General features: G+C 68.6%; 14 protein-coding genes. 7 read left to right on the forward strand and 7 right to left on the reverse strand.

The genetic code is table 11. The features are described 5' to 3' along the window. Positions 1 to 153: 153 nt before the first annotated feature. Positions 154 to 1,227 carry a 3-deoxy-7-phosphoheptulonate synthase AroG gene (gene aroG, locus BTE28158_RS27705; protein ID WP_059465445.1) on the reverse strand — a complete coding sequence of 358 codons (1,074 nt, stop codon included), beginning with the start codon at positions 1,225 to 1,227 and terminating at the stop codon, positions 154 to 156. Positions 1,228 to 1,269: 42 nt separating this feature from the next. Here aroG and BTE28158_RS27710 point away from each other — a divergent pair, with 42 nt between their 5' ends. Further along, positions 1,270 to 1,515, forward strand: coding sequence for a hypothetical protein (locus BTE28158_RS27710; protein ID WP_162499696.1), 246 nt, complete (start codon positions 1,270 to 1,272; stop codon positions 1,513 to 1,515). A gap of 110 nt (positions 1,516 to 1,625) precedes the next feature. On the opposite strand, the gene tldD is transcribed toward BTE28158_RS27710, so the two are convergent. From tldD to BTE28158_RS27725, 3 genes are all read right to left on the reverse strand, one after another. Further along, positions 1,626 to 3,092 carry a metalloprotease TldD gene (tldD, locus tag BTE28158_RS27715; RefSeq protein ID WP_059451318.1) on the reverse strand — a complete coding sequence of 489 codons (1,467 nt, stop codon included), beginning with the start codon at positions 3,090 to 3,092 and terminating at the stop codon, positions 1,626 to 1,628. Positions 3,093 to 3,185: 93 nt separating this feature from the next. Beyond that, positions 3,186 to 4,013: a carbon-nitrogen hydrolase family protein gene (locus BTE28158_RS27720; RefSeq protein ID WP_151051892.1), complete on the reverse strand. Its 828-nt coding sequence runs from the start codon at positions 4,011 to 4,013 to the stop codon at positions 3,186 to 3,188. A 51-nt stretch (positions 4,014 to 4,064) separates the two neighbouring features. Next, positions 4,065 to 8,264 (reverse strand): YhdP family phospholipid transporter, encoded by a 4,200-nt coding sequence (locus BTE28158_RS27725; protein WP_151051894.1) that lies wholly within the window; start codon positions 8,262 to 8,264, stop codon positions 4,065 to 4,067. A gap of 228 nt (positions 8,265 to 8,492) precedes the next feature. On the opposite strand from BTE28158_RS27725, the gene glnE reads away from it, so the two are divergent. Continuing rightward, complete coding sequence (gene glnE, locus BTE28158_RS27730) at positions 8,493 to 11,294, forward strand: bifunctional [glutamate--ammonia ligase]-adenylyl-L-tyrosine phosphorylase/[glutamate--ammonia-ligase] adenylyltransferase (RefSeq protein ID WP_174920191.1); 2,802 nt, start codon at positions 8,493 to 8,495, stop codon at positions 11,292 to 11,294. Between the two features lie 128 nt (positions 11,295 to 11,422). Here glnE and recN read toward each other — a convergent pair whose 3' ends face one another. Then, entirely contained in the window at positions 11,423 to 13,072 is a 1,650-nt protein-coding gene (recN, locus tag BTE28158_RS27735) for a DNA repair protein RecN (RefSeq protein ID WP_059608295.1), read from the reverse strand. Positions 13,073 to 13,091: 19 nt separating this feature from the next. Beyond that, a complete protein-coding gene (locus BTE28158_RS27740; RefSeq protein WP_059608296.1) occupies positions 13,092 to 13,994 on the reverse strand; it encodes an NAD kinase in 903 nt (300 codons plus the stop codon). 131 nt (positions 13,995 to 14,125) lie between these two features. On the opposite strand from BTE28158_RS27740, the gene hrcA reads away from it, so the two are divergent. The 3 genes from hrcA (at position 14,126) to BTE28158_RS27755 (ending at position 16,763) form a co-directional block, all read left to right on the forward strand. After that, on the forward strand, positions 14,126 to 15,148 hold the full coding sequence (gene hrcA, locus BTE28158_RS27745) for a heat-inducible transcriptional repressor HrcA (RefSeq protein ID WP_011544637.1): 1,023 nt from the start codon (positions 14,126 to 14,128) through the stop codon (positions 15,146 to 15,148). Between the two features lie 137 nt (positions 15,149 to 15,285). Then, on the forward strand, positions 15,286 to 16,350 hold the full coding sequence (gene hemH, locus BTE28158_RS27750; protein ID WP_151047890.1) for a ferrochelatase: 1,065 nt from the start codon (positions 15,286 to 15,288) through the stop codon (positions 16,348 to 16,350). A gap of 5 nt (positions 16,351 to 16,355) precedes the next feature. Beyond that, on the forward strand, positions 16,356 to 16,763 hold the full coding sequence (locus tag BTE28158_RS27755; RefSeq protein WP_151047889.1) for an RNA-binding S4 domain-containing protein: 408 nt from the start codon (positions 16,356 to 16,358) through the stop codon (positions 16,761 to 16,763). Here BTE28158_RS27755 and BTE28158_RS27760 read toward each other — a convergent pair. Continuing rightward, on the reverse strand, positions 16,735 to 16,896 hold the full coding sequence (locus BTE28158_RS27760) for a hypothetical protein (protein WP_170296384.1): 162 nt from the start codon (positions 16,894 to 16,896) through the stop codon (positions 16,735 to 16,737). The genes BTE28158_RS27755 and BTE28158_RS27760 overlap by 29 nt on opposite strands. Before the next feature lie 351 nt (positions 16,897 to 17,247). Here BTE28158_RS27760 and grpE point away from each other — a divergent pair, with 351 nt between their 5' ends. Together grpE and BTE28158_RS27770 are read left to right on the forward strand one after the other, a co-directional pair. Further along, the gene (gene grpE / locus BTE28158_RS27765) at positions 17,248 to 17,793 is read left to right on the forward strand and encodes a nucleotide exchange factor GrpE (RefSeq protein WP_059465453.1); all 546 of its coding nucleotides are present in this window, start codon (positions 17,248 to 17,250) and stop codon (positions 17,791 to 17,793) included. A gap of 10 nt (positions 17,794 to 17,803) precedes the next feature. After that, positions 17,804 to 18,244: a thioredoxin family protein gene (locus BTE28158_RS27770; RefSeq protein ID WP_151047888.1), complete on the forward strand. Its 441-nt coding sequence runs from the start codon at positions 17,804 to 17,806 to the stop codon at positions 18,242 to 18,244. Positions 18,245 to 18,328 lie beyond the last annotated feature (84 nt).

Consider the following 18,328-nt stretch of genomic DNA (forward strand, 5'->3'; position numbering starts at 1 on the left):
GATCGGGCCGTCAAGTCCCGTCCTACTCGTTACGCTGTCCGGTTCCTCAGAAAGAACCTTAACTGAACGGCATTACGGCGCGAGCCGGGCTTTCTTCTTGCGGCGCAGGCCGCAGGCCGCGGGTGGCACGCGCCGCCTCGGGCCTGCTGGCGATCAGTTGCCGCTGCCGCGCGCGACGCGCCGTGCCTTCACCGATTCCGCGAGGCCTTCGAGCACCTTCACGCTGTCGTCCCACGCGATGCACGCGTCGGTGATGCTCTGGCCGTAGGTCAGCGGGCAGCCTTCCTTCAGGTCCTGGCGCCCCTCGACGAGGTGCGACTCGATCATCACGCCGACGATGCGCTCGTCGCCGGCCGCAACCTGGCGGCCGATGTCCGCGCACACGGGGATCTGGTTCTCGTGCTTCTTCGAGCTGTTCGCGTGGCTCGCGTCGATCATCAGGCGCGCGGCGAGGCCCGCCTTGCCGATGTCCGCGCACGCGGCGTTCACGCTGTCCGCGTCGTAGTTCGGCGTCTTGCCGCCGCGCAGGATCACGTGGCAGTCCTCGTTGCCGGCCGTCGAGACGATCGCCGAGTGGCCGCCCTTGGTCACCGACAGGAAATGGTGCGGCTGCGATGCGGCCTTGATTGCGTCGACCGCGATCTTCACGTTGCCGTCGGTGCCGTTCTTGAAACCGACCGGGCACGACAGCCCAGACGCGAGCTCGCGGTGCACCTGCGACTCGGTCGTGCGCGCGCCGATCGCGCCCCACGAGATCAGGTCGGCGATGTACTGCGGGCTGATCATGTCGAGGTATTCGGTCGCGGCCGGCAGCCCCATCTCGTTGATCTGCAGCAGCAGTTCGCGCGCGGTGCGCAGCCCTTCGTTGATCTTGAAGCTGTTGTCGAGGTGCGGATCGTTGATGAGCCCCTTCCAGCCGACCGTCGTGCGCGGCTTCTCGAAGTACACGCGCATCACGATTTCCAGCTCGCCCTTGAAGCGCTCGCGCTCCTTCACGAGCCGCCCCGCGTATTCGATCGCCGCCTTCGTATCGTGGATCGAACACGGCCCGATCACGACGATCAGCCGGTCGTCCATCCCGTGCAGGATGCGGTGCATCGACTGGCGCGAGTTGTAGATCAGCTCGGACGCGGCTTCGGAGCACGCGAATTCGCGGATCAGGTGGGCGGGCGGCGTCAGTTCCTTGAGTTCGCGAATGCGGACATCATCGGTGTTGTGCGGGGGCATGCTGTTTCTCCTAATTTTGCGGGCGCCGTTCGGTCAGTGCGCGTGCGGCAGATTCATCAATTCAAGCAATTCAGTGATTCCGGTCGGAACCGCGGGATCCGCTGCGGCGGGGACCGGGTGGCGAAGGGCGAAAAAAAACCGCCGGGTTCGCCGGCGGTTTTTTCGGGAATTTCGGTTGCGCTTTACGCGCCATCAACCCTCTCGATCCGCCAGCGGTCTGAGATGCCAAAAAAAGTAAAAATAAAACTTGGCGGACATGACGGAGATTCGGTTCGTCAAAAAAGTTGATTCGGAATTTATACCCCGGCGCCAGGCCGCTGGCAACCGGGGATGCGCAAAAATGCGGACAATCCGCGCGTTTTCGGCAAAATGCGCGGATTGTCTGCGCCGCGATGCGGTTATGCCGTACCGCCGACCGTCATCTTGTCGATCCGCAGGGTCGGCTGGCCGACGCCGACCGGCACGCTCTGGCCTTCCTTGCCGCACACGCCGACGCCCGAGTCGAGCGACATGTCGTTGCCGATCATGCTCACGTACTTCAGCGATTCCGGGCCGCTGCCGATCAGCGTCGCGCCCTTCACCGGGTAGGTGATCTTGCCGTTCTCGATCATGTACGCCTCGGACGCCGAGAACACGAACTTGCCGTTCGTGATGTCGACCTGGCCGCCGCCGAAGTTCACCGCGTACAGGCCGTTCTTCACGGATGCGATGATTTCCTGCGGATCCTTGTCGCCGTTCAGCATGTACGTATTGGTCATGCGCGGCATCGGCAATGCCGCATACGACTCGCGCCGCGCGTTGCCGGTGACGGGCATCTTCATCAGGCGCGCGTTCAGCGTGTCCTGGATGTAGCCCTTCAGGATGCCGTCCTCGATCAGCGTCGTGCACTGCGTCGGGTTGCCTTCGTCGTCGATGTTCAGCGAGCCGCGGCGATTCGGCAGCGTGCCGTCGTCGACCACCGTCACGCCCTTCGCGGCGACCTGCTCGCCGATCCGGCCGGCGAACGCCGACGAACCCTTGCGGTTGAAGTCGCCCTCGAGGCCGTGGCCGATCGCCTCGTGCAGCAGCACGCCCGGCCAGCCCGGCCCGAGCACGACCGTCATCGCGCCGGCCGGCGCAGGGCGCGCGTCGAGGTTCACGAGCGCCGCGTGCACGGCGTCGTCGACGTAGCGCGACAGCACTTCGTCGGTGAAGTAGCCGTAGTCGAAGCGGCCGCCGCCGCCGCCGGAGCCGATTTCGCGGCGGCCGTTCTGTTCGGCGATCACCGTGACCGACACGCGCACGAGCGGCCGGATGTCGGCGGCGAGCGCGCCGTCGCTGCGCGCGACCAGCACAACATCGTATTCGCCGGCGAGCCCCGCCATCACCTGCGTGACGCGCGGGTCGCGACCGCGCGCCATCTGCTCGATGCGCTCGAGCAGCTTGACCTTGGCCGTCGCGTCGAGCGACGCGAGCGGATCGGACGGCAGATACAGGTCGCGGCCCGAGATGCCCTTCAGCGACGTCGCCGCCTTGATCTTCTGGCGGCCGCCGCCGGCCGCCGCGATCGCCTTGGTGGCCGCGGCCGCCTGGGCGATGGCTTCCGGAGACAGGTCGTCCGAGTAGGCGAACGCGGTGCGGTCGCCCGCGACCGCGCGCACGCCGACGCCCTGGTCGATGCTGAAGCTGCCCGACTTCACGATGCCTTCCTCGAGGCTCCACGCTTCGCTGCGGGTCGCCTGGAAGTACAGGTCCGCGTAGTCGACGCGATGCGTGAAGATGTCGGCGATCGTGCGCGTGAGCAGGCTCTCGTCGAGGCCGTACGGCGTGAGGAGGATGTCCTTCGCCAGCGCAAGGTTGCGGATGCCGGGTTCGATGATGTTCATGCGGGTATCGAGGGTTCTCAAAAAGTTGTCGGGTGCGTTCTGGGCAGATGGGTTGGCCGGGCGGCGTTTCAAGCGCCAGGGCGGATCAGCGGTTCAGGCCAGCACGCGATGCCGCCACGCGGGCAGGCTCTGGCGCACGTCGGCGATGCGCTGCGGATCGAGCGCGCCGGTCACGACGCTCGCGCCTTCGTCGCGGACCGCGACGATTTCGCCCCACGGGTCGATCAGCATGCTGTGGCCCCAGGTGCGCCGGCCGTTCTCGTGCTTGCCGCCTTGCGCGGCCGCGAGCACGTAGCACTGGTTCTCGACGGCCCGCGCGCGCAGCAGCATTTCCCAGTGCGCGCGGCCCGTCGTATACGTAAACGCCGACGGCACGACGATCAGCGCGCAGTCGCCCATCCTGCGGTACAGCTCCGGAAAGCGCAGATCGTAACAGACCGACAGGCCGACCCGCCCGAACGGCGCGTCGAACGTGACGACCGTGTCGCCCGCGCGGATCGTGCGCGCCTCGTCGAACGATTCGTCGCCTTTCTCGAAGTTGAACAGGTGGATCTTGTCGTAGCGGGCCGCTTCGTTGCCGCTCGGGTCGAACACGAGCGTCGTGTTCAGCACGCGATCGGGTTCGGGCGCCTTCAGCGGCAGCGTGCCGCCGATCACCCAGATGCCGTGACGATGCGCGGCCTCCGCGAGGAAGCGCTGAATCGGACCGTCGCGGTAGGGTTCGGCGAGCGCGAGCTTGTCGGTGTCGCGATGGCCCATGAAGCAGAAATACTCGGGCAGCAGCACGAGCTGCGCGCCGTCGCCGGCCGCTTCCGCGATCAGGCGTCCGGCTTCGGCGAGATTGCGTGCGACGTCCGGCGTGCTCACCATCTGCAGCGCGGCGACCCGAAAGGGCGTGGCGGAACGGGCGTGATCGGTCATCGCTGGATCGGTTGCGTCATAAATGGGGTGCGGCCCGGCACCCTGCGCGCGTCAGTGGCTCGTCGCATCGGCCGGACCGTGATTCATCTTACCCTGATCGCCTCGCACCCGCTCGATGTGCGGATGCGCCCACGAGCCGGTGATCGCGTAGTCGAGCGCGAACGCGTGCGACAGCGTCTCAGACAGCGCGTAGTTCGCTGCCAGCACGCCGACGCCGAGCAGCGGATTGATGATCGCGGCCGCGATCGCGGCCGTGCCGGCGCCGATCTTCGGCGCGACGTGCGCGTGCAGGTCCTGCGTCTCGGTGCCAAGGTCGACCGCGCCGCGCACGGTCACGTTCGCCGGCGCAGTCGTCATCGAGAAGTCGTCGGTGCGTGCGATCCCGTTCGAGATCCGGCTGGTGCCCGTGATCTTGTCGAACGGCAGTCCCTTGCCGATCACGTCGCGGAAATTCAGCGTCAGGAAGCGCGCGAGACTCTGCAGGCTCAGCACGCCGAGCAGTTTCGCGGCGCCCGGATCGACCTTCAGGATCTGGCCGTGCTCCAGGTCGAGCGCGATCTGGCCGCCGAGCGACGGCAGATCGACCGCGGTCGGGCCGCCGCGCCAGCCGACCTTGCCGGTCACCGTGCCGTGGCCGTCCGCCAGCGTGCGCGGCAGGCCGACGAGGTCGAGCAGCGCGCCCGCGTTGCCGACGTCGAGCTTGAAGTCGAACACGCTGCGGCGCGGTGCATCGTTTTCGTCGACGCCGCGGGCCAGCGCGCGGCGCGACGTGCGCCAGTTGCCGGTTGCCGTCAGCTTTGCGGCCGGGTTCGCCAGCTCGAGCTTGTCGAGCTGCCACACCGGCGCGCCGTCTTCCTCGATGTTGCGCGCATTGACGACGAGCCGGCCGATGTCGTGATCGCGTGCAACGACCTGGTCGACGATCAGGTCGACCGACGGCATCGGCCGGTCGGTCGGCGTCGGCAGGTTCATCGCGCGGCCGACGAGGTCGTGCTGCGCACTCTGCGGAATCACGAGCTTCGCGAGCCTCGCGTTCAGCACGCCCGCGCCGTTGTGGCCGCCGCCTGGCGCCCACGACAGGTAGCCCGAGACCTGGTTCGACGCGATGTTCGCCTGCCACAACTCGTCGATGTGCGACGCGCCGATGATCACGTTTTCCCAGTTGCGCTTGAGCAGCTTCAGCGTGCCGAAGTGGAGCGCGAAGCGCTTCGGCGTGAAGCTCGCGACGTCGATGCGCGGCGCGGCTTGCGGTTCCGGCGCGCGCGGCGCGTCGTGCTGCAGCGTGCGGGCCAGTGCGAGCCAGGCGTCGGCGTCGAGCTCGTCGACGTCGACGGCGGCGCTCACGCCGTCCTGCGGCAGGTCGGGCATCCGGTGGATGCCCATCGCGCCGCGCACCGCGCGCAGCGGCTGGCCGGGTGTTGCGTCGAGCAGGTAGGTCGCGGACACGGGGCCGAGCGTCAGGTCGGCATGCTCGAGGCGCTTGCCGCCCGCCTCGGCGGCCGGCTGCAGCGTGAAGCGGAACGGCATCGGCGTGCCGGCCGGTTTCGCGAACGGCGCCGGGAAGTTCAACGCGACGCCCGTCAGGTCGGAACGCGCGGTGACTTCCGGCAGGCGGCCCGGCGCGCCGCGCACGGCGAGCTGGTACGGTGCGTCGCCGACCACGTGCTCGAGCAGCGCCGCAGCCGTGCCGCGCAGGTTCATCCCGCGCGCGGCGTCGAGCGCGAGCTTGCCGTCGACGTCCACCGCGTACGGGCCGTGCGACTGGAAGTTGCCGTTCGCGCGCACGGGTCCGCCGAGGAAGCGCCCCGACAGGTCGTGCAGCGATGCGCCAGTCTCGGAGAAGCGCACGCTGCCGCGCAGCGCGGACAGCGGCGGCACGCCGTCGGTCGACAGCGTGTTACCGCCGAATGCGAGTGCGCCTTCGACGTGGGTATGCGGATGCGGAACGTGCTGCGGAATCGTGATCTTGAGCGCGAGCGTCGCCGGCCCCTGCGCATCGATCCGCTGGCCGATGTGCCCGCTCATCGCGCCGAGCGAGCTGTTGTCCGCGTAGTCGATCAGGTCCGCGAGCGGGCCTTGCGCATGGCCGTCGATGACGAGCGGCGACGTCGACGGGTTGCCGAGATCGTTGATCCGGCCGGCGACCTTCGTCAGCGCGACGCGCTTGTAGTGCGCGCGCGCGATGTCGAAACGCAGCTTGTTCTGCGCGAGCTCGAACACGCCGTCGATCCCGTCGAGTGCGGGCCAGACGCTCGGCGTGCCGTTCGCGAGCTTGCGCGGCGGGTACGGCGTCGGCTCGAAGCGGCCGCCGGTGAACGGCGCGACGATATGGAACACGCCGGCATCCGGCTCGTGTTCGAACGGGAATTTCTCGAGCGGGCCGCGGGCGACGATCGACGCGCCCTTGGACACCTGGCCGTCCTGCAGCGCATGGCCGAGATAGTTGCGCAGGTGCTCGGACATCCCAGTCGGCAGGTAGCGCGGAATGCGCGCCACCGACGCGCGCGCGAAATCCGCGCGCAGGTCGAGCGAGCCGCGGCCGTGGCCGGGGTTCGTGTACGAGCCCGACACCGCGATTTCCGCATCGGGGTTTGCGACGAACAGGTCCGGCAACGTCACGTCGACGCGCGCGTGCTTCTCGCCCGGCGCCGGCGTGATCACCCATTTCGCGTTGCCGCGCAGCCGGTCGAAGGTCAGGCGCGGCTCGTCGAATTCGCCGGGCACCGTGACCGCGGCGTTGACCGTGTCGAAGTGCGCGGCGCCGCCCGTCTCGTTCGCGTCGACGCGGCCCCACAGGTTCTCGACGCCCGGCCAGCCGGCGCGCGGATGGCCACGCGGCGAGAGGCCGGGGGGCGGCTCCTGCGCGGCGAAGCTGATGCCCTGCAGGTCGCCGAGGAAGCGGTAGCGCACGATCGGTGCGGCGCCGGTGCGGCGCTCTTCGTCGGCGAGCTCGGCCCGCGCCGGCTTCGCGCGTTCAACCTCGATGTGATAATTCGACACCATCCCGCGCGGGTCGAGCTTGATCAGTTCGTTGCGCAGCTGCGCCGGCAGCGGCAGCCCGCGGATGAACTCGCTGAGGATGCCGAGATCGACGCGGTCGCCGACGACGCTCAGGAGCTGCCCCTGGTCGGCGGCCGGCACGCGGTAGCGGGCGGTCAGCGTCGACAGCGCGAGCGAGCGGGCGAGCGGCGTGCCGTCCGGCAGCGGCGGCTGCCCGAGCTCCGCGTTGAAGCGCGTCAGGTGCAGCGTGTAGTCGCGGCCGGCGTCCAGCGCCATGTCCCAGCCGAAGCCGACCGTCGGCACGTCGAGGCGCGGCTGGGTCGGCCGCACGCGCAGCACGACGTCGGCGCCCTGCAGGTCGCCGCCGGCGGAGCGCAGGTGGCCGTTCTGGAAGGTCGCCCAGATTGCGTTGTCGATGCGGCCCGCGTGGATCGTGAGCGGTATGTCGAGATAGCGGCCGAGCGTCTGCAGGTCGACGGGGCCGGTCGACAGATACGCGTCGCCGGTCCAGTTCGTCGGCTTGCCGATCGGCGCGAGCGGCTTGTGCCGGAAGCGCGCGCGGAAATCGAGCGGGCCGAGCAGCAGGGTGCCGTTCGCGGGCGCCTGAAGCGCGGCCTTGTGCTCGCGGCCGTCGTTGAGCACCGCGAGGCGGATGCCGGACAGCGCGAGCTCCGGTGCATCGTGCTGCGCGTCGCGCCAGCGCAGCGTGCCGTTGCGCAGCACGATCGCTTCCTGCTTCAGCAGCCAGGTGCCGAACGTGTCGTTGCCGCCATGGGTGGTCGCGACGCCGACGCCCGCGATGCTCAGCGAGCCGTCGGCCGTGCGCGCGACGACGAGGTCCGGATGGTCGACGATCAGGCTCGACAGCGCGGGCGACAGCCGCAGCAGCGACATCCACGACAGCGCGGCCGTCGCGTGCGGGACCGACAGCGCGATCTGGCCGTCACGGCCGCGAATGGTGAGGTTGGCGACTTCGACACCCGGCTGCATGCCGGACCAGTGGGGGGACAGTTTGCCGATCGAGAGCTGCGCGTGGAGCTTGTCGGACACCGCGCGCTCGATGCGCGGGCGAAATTCGTCGATGCGCGGCAGCACCACGTAGCGCAGCCCGAGGAACGCGCCGGCCGCGACGAAGTACGTGCCGATCCCGACTGCCAGCGTCACCCTGAACACGTGACGCAGGACTGGATGATCGTGCTTCGGAGGTCCCGCTTCGGGCTCAGCTAAGGCGGATTCCTGACGGTCGGACATGCGGCGGAAGGGCGGCGATATGGTAGTTTTGCAGACTGACGTTGAAATGTATCACAGGGGTTCGTGCCGGCGGCCGTTGCGGCAGCACGGCACGGGCTTTCCGGCGCGCGGTTTTCGCGGCGGCGCATCCGCGTCGCGACACCGCGCCGAGTCCACGGGGCCTGTCGGCAGCGGGGCGCGCAAGCGCTCTCCCGCGGCGGCGGGCCCGACCGCCAGGCACGCTTTTCGATGACCGACGCTTCCGCCCTGATCAGCCAGTCCTACTCCCGCTATATCGCCCGCGCGGCCGCCGCGCGTCCCGCGCTGTCCGACCAGATCGCCGCGTGGGCCGCCGCACCGCTCGCCCGTGCGCAGCTCGACGCGCGCCTGACCGAACTGCTCGCATCGCCGGCCGGCGCGGCCGCGCCGGGCGACGAGCAACTGAAGCGCGCGCTGCGGCAGTTGCGTGTCGAGGTGTTCGGCGCGGTCGCGGAACGCGACCTGCGCGGCGTCGCGGACGTCGCCGAGGTGACGGGCGCGATGACCGATCTCGCCGAGGTGGCCGTGCAGCGCTCGCTCACGCTGCTGTCGGCCGAACTCGAGGCGATGTACGGCGAGCCGCGCGGCGCCGACGGCCAGCGCGTCGTGCTGGGCGTGGTCGGGATGGGCAAGCTCGGCGGCCGCGAGCTGAACGTGTCGTCCGACATCGACCTGATCTTCGTCTACGAGGACGACGGCGAGACGGCGGGCGGCACGCGCTCGCCGCTGTCCACCCAGGAATACTTCACGCGGCTCGGCCGGCGCCTGATCGGCGTGCTGTCCGAAGTCACGGCCGACGGCTACGTGTTTCGCGTCGACATGCGGCTGCGCCCGAACGGCGATTCGGGGCCGCTCGTGTGCAGCCTCGGGATGCTCGAGGAATATTTCTACGTGCAGGGGCGCGAATGGGAGCGCTACGCGTGGATCAAGGGGCGGCTCGTGTCGGAAGGCGACAGCGACGCGGCGCAGCGGCTCGCGTCGCAGCTCGAATCGATCGTCAAGCCGTTCGTGTACCGCCGCTATCTCGACTTCGGCGTGATCGGTGCGATCCGTTCGCTGCACCAGCAGATTCGCCAGGAAGCCGCGCGCCGCGCGTCGATGCGGCCCGACAAGGCCGACGACATCAAGCTCGGGCGCGGCGGGATCCGCGAGATCGAATTCAGCGCGCAGGTGTTCCAGTTGATCCGCGGCGGCCAGGATGCGGAATTCCGCGTACGGCCGACGCTCGCGGTGCTGCGCCATGCGCAGGCGCGCGGGCTGATCGGCGAGGACGTGCGCGAGCGCCTGACCGACGCCTACAACTTCCTGCGCACGCTCGAGCACCGGCTGCAGTACCGCGACGACGCGCAGACGCACGCGATGCCGGTCGATCCGGCCGAGCGCGCGGCGTTGGCCGCGTCGCTCGGCTTTGCCGACTACGCGGCGCTGATGACGGTGCTCGACGGCTACCGCACCTTCGTCGAGGCGCAGTTCGACCAGATCTTTGCCGACAAGGTGAGCGGCGGCCCATGCGCGGCGGGCGAGGACACCACCGCGTCGTGGATCTGGAGCGGGGCGCTCGCCGACGACGGCGAAGACGACGCGCTGCGCGCGCGCCTCGACGGGCTGGGCTTCACCGATCCGGCGACCGTGCTCGCTCGGCTGCGCGCGATCTGGCAGTCGTCGCGCTACGCGGGCCTGCCGGAAAAGAGCCGGCAACGCTTCGACAGCGTCGCGCAGCGCGCGCTCGAGGCTGCGCCGCGGATCGACGCTGCGCGCCGCGACGACACCATCGTGCGGCTGTTCGACCTGCTCGAGACGGTCAGCCGGCGCGGCGTCTATCTCGCGCTGCTGACCGAGTATCCCGCCGCGCTCGATCGCGTGCTGTCGGTTCTGGGCGCGACGCGCTGGGGCGGCGGCTACCTGATCCGCCATCCACAACTGCTCGACGAACTGCTCGACGACGAAGCGATCGCAAGCCCGTTCGACTGGCCCGCGTTCAAGGACGCATTGCGTGCGCGCCTCGCGGCCGCCGACGGCCCCGAGCAGCAGATGGACCTGCTGCGGCATGCGCAGCACGCGGAGGTGTTCCGCATCCTGCTGATCGATCTGGCGGGCCAGCTGTCGGTCGAGCACGTGAGCGATCGCCTCTCGGAGCTCGCCGACGCCGTGCTCGACGTGACGATCGAGGTTGTCTGGTCGCAGCTCGCGAAGCGCCACCGTGACGTGCCGAAGTTCGCGGTGATCGCGTACGGCAAGCTCGGCGGCAAGGAGCTCGGCTACGCATCGGATCTCGACCTGATCTTCCTGTACGACGACCCCGACGAGCGCTCGGCGGACGTCTACACGACGTTCACGCGACGGCTGATCACGTGGCTCACGACCGCGACCGGCGCCGGCGCGCTGTTCGACATCGACCTGCGGCTGCGGCCGAACGGCGAGGCCGGACTGCTCGTGACCGATCTCGACGCGTTCCGCCGCTACCAGCTGCGCGAGGGCGACGCGGCGAACACCGCGTGGGTGTGGGAGCACCAGGCGCTGACGCGTGCCCGCTACAGCGCGGGCGACACGCAGATCGGCGCCGACTTCGAGGCGATCCGCCAGCAGGTGCTGACGACGCCGCGCGACGGGGCGGTGCTTGCGAAGGAGATCGTCGACATGCGCGGCAAGGTGTTCGCCGGCCACCCGAACCAGACCGAGCTGTTCGACCTGAAGCACGATCGCGGCGGGATGGTCGACATCGAGTTCATCGTCCAGTACTGGGTGCTGCTGCATGCGTCGAGTGATGCCGAGCTGATCCGCAATACCGGCAACATCGCGCTGCTACGCGAGGTCGCCCGATTCGGGCTGATGGGCGAGGACGAAGCCGAGCGCGTCGGCGCCGCGTACCGCAAGTACCGGAAGCTGCAACACAAGCTGCGGCTCGACGGGATGGAAAAGGCGCGGGTCGATCCGGCGCTGGTGGCCGACGAGCGGGCGGCCGTGACGGCGCTGTGGGAGCGGGTGTTCGGCGCGGTTGAAACGAGCGTTTGATTCGGGCGTTCGAGTCGAGCGTTCGAATCACCGGAGCAGGGTGGGCGCGATCGGGCGGCCGCCGCTGCCGATGAAAAGAGACCGACGCATGCGCCGGTCTCTTTTCATTCGGGGGCCGGGTGCCTGCGTCAGGCCGCCAGCATTTCCTTCGCGTGCTTGCGCGTCGTCGCGGTGATCTCGAGCCCACCGAGCATCCGGGCGACTTCCTCGACCCGGCTCGCCTTGTCGAGCGGGACGACCGACGAGACGGTGCCACCGCGGTCGTCGGCACCCTTCGCGACCTGGAAGTGATGGTCGCCGCGCGCGGCGACCTGCGGCAGGTGGGTCACGCACAGTACCTGGCGGTCACGCCCGAGCTGATGCAGCAGGCGGCCGACCACCTCGGCGACGCCGCCGCCGATGCCCGTGTCGACTTCGTCGAAGATCAGCGTCGGCGTCGGGCTGGCGGCACTCGCGATCACCGCGAGCGCAAGGCTGATCCGTGCGAGTTCGCCGCCCGACGCGACTTTCGCGAGCGGCCGCAGCGGCACGCCGGGGTGTCCGGCGACCCGGAATTCGACCTGCTCGAGCCCGTGCGCGCCACCATCGGCGAGCGGCACGAGCGCGACTTCGAAGCTGCCGCCCGCCATCGACAGTTCCTGCATGCCGGCCGTGACGGCCGTGCCGAGCGCCTTCGCGGCCTGCGCGCGCGCCTTCGACAGGCGTTTCGCGTCAGTGAGATAGGCTTCCCATGCCTTGGCCTGCGCGGCTTCGAGCGCGCCGAGATCGGCGGCTGCGTCGAGCGCGGCGAGCTGCGCGCGGCGTGCCGCATGTTCCTCGTGCAGCGTGTCGGGCGGCAGCCGGAACTTGCGGGCGGTCGAGTGCAGCGCGTCGAGGCGCGTTTCGACCTGCGCGAGCCGGGCCGGGTCTAGATCGAGACGCTGCGCGTAGTGCGACAGCGAATAGACGGCTTCCTGCAACTGGATCTCGGCCGGTTCGAGCGATGCGAGCGCGTCGCCGAGCCCCGTGTCGTAGTCGGCCAGGCTGCGCAGTTTCGACACGATCGCGCCGAGTTGCGGGAGCATCGCGTCGTCGGCCTCGGACAGCGCGTTGAGCGCACCCTGCACGCCGGCGATCAGATTCGCCGAATGCGACAGGCGCTTGTGCTCGCTGCCGACTTCGTCCCATTCGCCCGGTTGCGGTGCGAGCTTGTCGAGCTCGGCGAGCTGCCAGGCGAGCTTCTCGCGTTCGAGCTGCAGTTCGCGCTCGTGCGCCTTCGCGGCGTCGATCGCCTGCGTCGCGTCGCGCCAGACGCGCCACGCGCGTGCGACGTTCGCGGCATCGGCGACGAGCCCCGCGTGCGTGTCGAACAGCTCGCGCTGCGCATCGGGGCGCATCAGCAACTGGTGCGCGTGCTGGCCGTGGATGTCGACCAGCATCTCGCCGAGCTCGCGCAGCTGCGCGAGCGTCGCGCTGGTGCCGTTGATGAATGCGCGCGAGCGGCCGTTCGCGTCGATCACGCGGCGCAGCATCACGGTGTCCTCGGTGTCGAACGCGTGTTCGTCGAGCCAGTGCGCGACGCGGTCGTGCGGCGTGAATTCTGCGGTGATGTCGGCGCGGCCGCAGCCGGCGCGCACGACGCTCGCGTCGGCGCGTTCGCCGAGCGCGAGGGCGAGGGCGTCGATCAGGATCGATTTGCCGGCGCCGGTTTCGCCGGAAAAGACGGTAAAGCCGCTGTCGAATTCGAGATCGAGCGCGGCGACGATGACGAAGTCGCGAATCGAGAGGTGGCGGAGCATGGTGTCGGGCTCAGGGGCGTCAGAACGCCTTGTCGTCTTCGTTCGATGCGTGTTCGTTCCAGTGCAGCTTCTTGCGCAGCGTCGAGAAATAGCTGTAGCCGACCGGGTGCAGGAACGGCACCGTGTGCTTCGAGCGGCGCACCTCGATCGTGTCGTTCAGTTCGAGCGCGGTGAACGACTGCATGTCGAAATTCACGTTGACGTCGCGCCCGCCGACGATCTGGATCGCGATCTTCGAATCGTCGGGCAGCACGATCGGCCGGTTCGACAGCGCGTGCGGCGCGATCGGCACGAGCACGATGCCCTGGAGCTGCGGATGGAGGATCGGGCCGGCCGACGACAGCGCGTACGCGGTCGAGCCCGTCGGCGTGGCGACGATCAGGCCGTCCGAACGCTGGTTGTACATGTACCGGCCGTCGACCGACGCGCGCAGCTCGACCATCCCGGAGAAGCCGCTGCGGTTCACGACGACGTCGTTGAACGCGAGCGCATGGTAGATCGGTTCGCCGTCGCGCACGATTCGGGCCTCGAGCAGCGAGCGCTCCTCGCGCTCGAACTTGCCCGCCAGCATCACGGGGATGCGTGCGTGCATGTCGGCCGCCGCGATGTCCGTGATGAAGCCGAGCCGCCCGTGGTTGATCCCGATCAGCGGTGTCCGGTACGGCGCAAGCTGGCGGCCGATGCCGAGCATCGTGCCGTCGCCGCCCAGCACGACCGCCACGTCCGCACGCGCCCCGATTTCGGCCGGGGTCAGCGCCGGATAGCCGGTGATGCCGAACTCGCGCGCGGTATCGCCTTCAAATACGACCTCGAAGCCCAGCTTCGCTAGGCTGGCAGCCAGGGTGGCGAGCGGCTCGGCGATGCCGGGCGTGTTGCTCCGGCCGACGAGCGCGACAGTGTTGAACTGATTACCGGTTTTCATGCCGGCATTACACCATAGCTCGTTGACGAAAAGAACCGGCTGTGCGACGGCGGGGCCGGATCGGGCCGGCCCGCGCAACAATGGCCGACGCCACTCGCCGCGGTCGCGTGGTTGCGCTAAAATTTTCCACCATGCTAGATCCTCGCGCACGAACCCTCCTGAAAACCCTGATCGAACGGTATATCGCCGACGGTCAGCCAGTCGGATCGCGCACGTTGTCCCGTTACTCCGGGCTCGAGCTGAGCCCGGCGACGATCCGCAACGTGATGTCCGACCTGGAGGAGCTCGGCCTCGTGTCGAGCCCGCACACGTCGGCCGGCCGCGTGCCGACGCCGCGCGGCTACCGGCTGTTCGTCGACACGATGCTGACGGTCGAGGCGCCGATCGACGCCGAGGCCGTCGCGCGGCAGGTGCAGAACACGCTGCAGGCCGGTGAGCCGCAGCAGCGAGTGGTGGCGGCCGCCGCGAGCGTGCTGTCGAACCTGTCGCAGTTCGCGGGTGTCGTGCTGACGCCGCGGCGCAGCCACGTGTTCAAGCAGATCGAGTTCATGCGCCTGTCGGACAAGCGCATCCTGCTGATCATCGTCACGCCCGAGGGCGACGTGCAGAACCGGATGCTCGCGACGCCGCGTGACTACTCGCCGTCGCAACTGACCGAGGCGTCCAATTACATCAACGCGCATTTCGCCGGCCTGTCGTTCGACGAGGTGCGCCGCCGCCTGCGCGACGAGATCGACCAGTTGCGCGGCGACATGACCACGCTGATGCACGCGGCCGTGACGGCCAGTACCGAGGTGCCCGACACCGAGGACACCGTGCTGATTTCCGGCGAGCGCAACCTGCTCGAAGTGGCGGATCTTTCCTCCGACATGGCGCGGCTGCGCAAGCTGTTCGACGTGTTCGACCAAAAGACGGGCCTCCTGCAATTGCTCGACGTGTCGAGCCACGCCCAGGGCGTGCAGATCTTCATCGGCGGCGAATCGACGCTGGTGCCGATCGAGGAAATGAGCGTCGTGACCGCGCCCTACGAGGTGAACGGCCAGATCGTCGGCACGCTCGGCGTGATCGGCCCGACCCGCATGGCGTACAACCGCGTGATCCCGATCGTCGACATCACCGCGCGGCTGCTGTCGCTCACGCTGAGCCAGCAGTAACCTGACCGATCCCGTTCCGCCATCGTGCTGCGACGCCGCGTGCGCTGCCAGTCGGCCGAACGGCCAGCCAACCCCAGCGAGCCGGCCCGCTATAATTGAGGGCCGTCCGACTGCGTGCCTCGAGCACGTTCCTGCCCATGCGTTTCGATCTTGAGCCGCCTTCGAGCATTGCGGCCGCCCATCGCATCGGCGTGCTGCTGATCAATCTCGGCACGCCCGACGCTCCGACACCGCGCGCGGTGCGGCGCTATCTGGCCGAATTCCTGTCGGATCCCCGCGTCGTCGAAATCCCGCAGGTCGTCTGGCAGATACTGCTGCGCACGCTGATCCTGCCGCTGCGCGGTCGCGCGTCCGCGAAGAAATATGCGGCAGTGTGGATGCCCGAGGGCTCGCCGCTGCGCGTGTACACCGAGCGCCAGACCGAAGGCGTGCGCCATCTGCTCGCATCGAACGGCTACCAGGTGACGGTCGACTACGCGATGCGCTATGGCAGCCCAGGCATTGCGCAGGCACTCGCGCAGTTCAAGCGCGCGGGCGTCGAGCGTGTGCTGCTGATGCCGATGTATCCGCAGTACTCGGCGTCCACCACCGCGACCGCATTCGATGCCGCGTTCGCCGCGCTCGCGCGGATGCGCAACCAGCCGGAAGTGCGCACGGTGCGGCAATATGCCGACCATCCGGCCTACATCCACGCGCTTGCCGAGCAGGTGCGTCAGTACTGGGCGCAGCACGGTCGGCCCGACTTCGCGGCCGGCGACAAGCTCGTGCTGAGTTTTCACGGGGTGCCGAAACGCACGCTCGACCTGGGCGACCCTTATCATGACCAGTGCCAGCAGACGGGCGCGCTGCTGATGGCCGCGCTCGGGCTGTCGACGCTCGAGTGCCGCGTGACGTTCCAGTCGCGCTTCGGCAAGGCCGAGTGGCTGCAGCCGTACACCGCGCCGACACTGCGCGAACTCGGCGAGGCCGGCGTGCGGCGGGCCGACGTGTTCTGCCCCGGTTTTACGGCCGATTGTCTGGAGACGATCGAGGAGATCGGGATGGAGGTGCGCGACGAGTTCATCGCGGGTGGCGGCCAGGCTTTCCACCGGATTCCGTGTCTGAACGGCGCGTCCGCGTGGATCGGCGCGGTGGGCGAGATTGTCGCCGAGAATTTGCGGGGCTGGCCGGTGAAGGCCGCACAGCCCGAAACGGTGAATTGAACGCGATGAACTACAGGATTTCGACGGAACCCGGCGCGAAGCTGCGCATCGACAAATGGCTGTGGGCCGCGCGCTTCTTCAAGACGCGCTCGCTCGCGTCCGACGCGGTCGACAAGGGCCACGTGAAGATCGGCGGCGCGGCCGTCAAGCCGGCGAAGGAGGTGCGCGTCGGCGACGAGGTCGAGATTGCGATCGACGGTGTCGTCTGGCACATTGCCGTGCTGGGCATTTGCGACGTGCGCGGACCCGCGAGCATCGCGCAGACGCTTTACGAGGAAACGGAAGCGGGGCGCGTCGCGCGGCTCGCCGAACTGGAGCGGCGCCGCACGTATCGTGAGCCGGCGGCGAATCTGCACGGCCGGCCGACCAAGCGCGACCGGCGCATCATCGACAGATTTTCTGGTGGGAGCTGAGCATCTGGTCGAAAGTCGCCCGCGCGCTTCCGTATTCGGTCGTGCGGTCGGTCACGGCTCCGGACAGGCAGATGGTGGTGGTGCCGGCAATCAGTACCAGCGCGACCACCGATATGGCAAAGGTCAGTTTCACGGTACTCGCCTCGATGGGACGGTGAATGCAGCGCCAGGTGGATGTCAGGCGGCGGTAAGCTAGGGTAAACGCGCTTTCTCGACGCTTGAGTGGAGTGTAGTGCAGCCCCCTGTGCCGAGCTAGTACTTGCCTGGTAAGCGTTGTTACCGACCGTTTCGTCCGATCTGGCGACAAATGCGCGCAATCGGGCGGGGTGCGGCGCGGTTGTTTCGCAGTGTTGGCGAATACCGGCGAATAACCCTCTTGAAACCGCAGTTTTCGCCCTTATTTGCACCAACAATGTGCGGTGTCGCCGGCATATGGTCCGGCGGTTGCCGATTTGGCTTCAACCTCTAATCGACTTTCAGCGACATGGAAAACACGCAAGAGAACCCGGCTACCCAATCGGCCGAAGACATCGGCAGCGAGAAGCAGGCGGCGCAAGGCGCTGCTCCCGCCGCCGAAGCAGCCGACGCTGCGCTCGCGGAGGCTCAAGCCAAGGTCGCCGAGCTGCAGGAGAGCTTCCTCCGGGCGAAGGCCGAGACCGAGAACGTCCGCCGCCGTGCGCAGGAAGACGTCTCGAAGGCGCACAAGTTTGCGATCGAGGGCTTCGCGGAGCACCTGCTGCCCGTGCTGGACAGCCTCGAGGCTGCCGTCAGCGATACGTCCGGCGACATCACGAAGGTGCGCGAAGGCGTCGAGCTGACGCTGCGCCAACTGACGAGCGCGCTCGAGAAGGGCCGCGTCGTGGCGATCAACCCGGTCGGCGAGAAGTTCGATCCGCACCAGCACCAGGCGATTTCGATGGTGCCGGCCGATCAGGAACCGAATACCGTCGTGACCGTCCTCCAAAAGGGTTACACGATCGCGGACCGCGTACTGCGCCCGGCGCTCGTCACGGTCGCCCAGCCGAAGTAAGGCTGCCGCGATGGTTCCCGCCGGCGTCGATCCGGCCGCGTTCGAAGCGTTCGACATGCAGGCGCTGGCGGCCGACACGTTCGACGCCGCGATCGCCGGCGTCGGCGATGCACTCGCCGTGGTGTTCTTCTGGGGCGTCGACTGCTTCAACTGCGAGATCGCGAAGAAGGCGATGCTCGCCCAGACGGACGCGATGCGCGCGCTGGACCTGAAGTGGTTCCATTGCAACGTGTATGAACATCATGAGCTGGGGCGCCGCTTCGGCCTGCACGGTGTGCCGACATGGTTCTTTTTCCATCGCGGCAAGCGGCTCGGCCGCGCGACCGGCTGGCATGGCCTCGCGCAGTTCCAGGCGGCGGTGTCGGCGGCGCGCGCGAAGGTTGCCGCGGCGGCAGGCGCGCCGTCGGACCGCGACGACGGTCCGCACGATCCGGCTACCGGCATCGATTGAAAAAATTTAATACCCGCATCGCTTGGCGGGTCTTGAAAACGGATCGGCCGGACGCATTTCGGGAACAGAGTTGAATTCTGGCGC

This window comes from Burkholderia diffusa (assembly GCF_902499115.1).
GTDB lineage: Bacteria > Pseudomonadota > Gammaproteobacteria > Burkholderiales > Burkholderiaceae > Burkholderia > Burkholderia diffusa.

Coding starts and splice junctions, on each gene's coding strand:
- BTE28158_RS27770 (WP_151047888.1), top strand. CDS start 17,804: ATGGTTCCCGCCGGCGTCGATCCGGCCGCGTTCGAAGCGTTCGACATG.
- tldD (WP_059451318.1), bottom strand. CDS start 3,092: ATGAACATCATCGAACCCGGCATCCGCAACCTTGCGCTGGCGAAGGAC.
- glnE (WP_174920191.1), top strand. CDS start 8,493: ATGACCGACGCTTCCGCCCTGATCAGCCAGTCCTACTCCCGCTATATC.
- BTE28158_RS27720 (WP_151051892.1), bottom strand. CDS start 4,013: ATGACCGATCACGCCCGTTCCGCCACGCCCTTTCGGGTCGCCGCGCTG.
- BTE28158_RS27725 (WP_151051894.1), bottom strand. CDS start 8,264: ATGTCCGACCGTCAGGAATCCGCCTTAGCTGAGCCCGAAGCGGGACCT.
- hemH (WP_151047890.1), top strand. CDS start 15,286: ATGCGTTTCGATCTTGAGCCGCCTTCGAGCATTGCGGCCGCCCATCGC.
- grpE (WP_059465453.1), top strand. CDS start 17,248: ATGGAAAACACGCAAGAGAACCCGGCTACCCAATCGGCCGAAGACATC.
- recN (WP_059608295.1), bottom strand. CDS start 13,072: ATGCTCCGCCACCTCTCGATTCGCGACTTCGTCATCGTCGCCGCGCTC.
- BTE28158_RS27755 (WP_151047889.1), top strand. CDS start 16,356: ATGAACTACAGGATTTCGACGGAACCCGGCGCGAAGCTGCGCATCGAC.
- aroG (WP_059465445.1), bottom strand. CDS start 1,227: ATGCCCCCGCACAACACCGATGATGTCCGCATTCGCGAACTCAAGGAA.
- hrcA (WP_011544637.1), top strand. CDS start 14,126: ATGCTAGATCCTCGCGCACGAACCCTCCTGAAAACCCTGATCGAACGG.
- BTE28158_RS27740 (WP_059608296.1), bottom strand. CDS start 13,994: ATGAAAACCGGTAATCAGTTCAACACTGTCGCGCTCGTCGGCCGGAGC.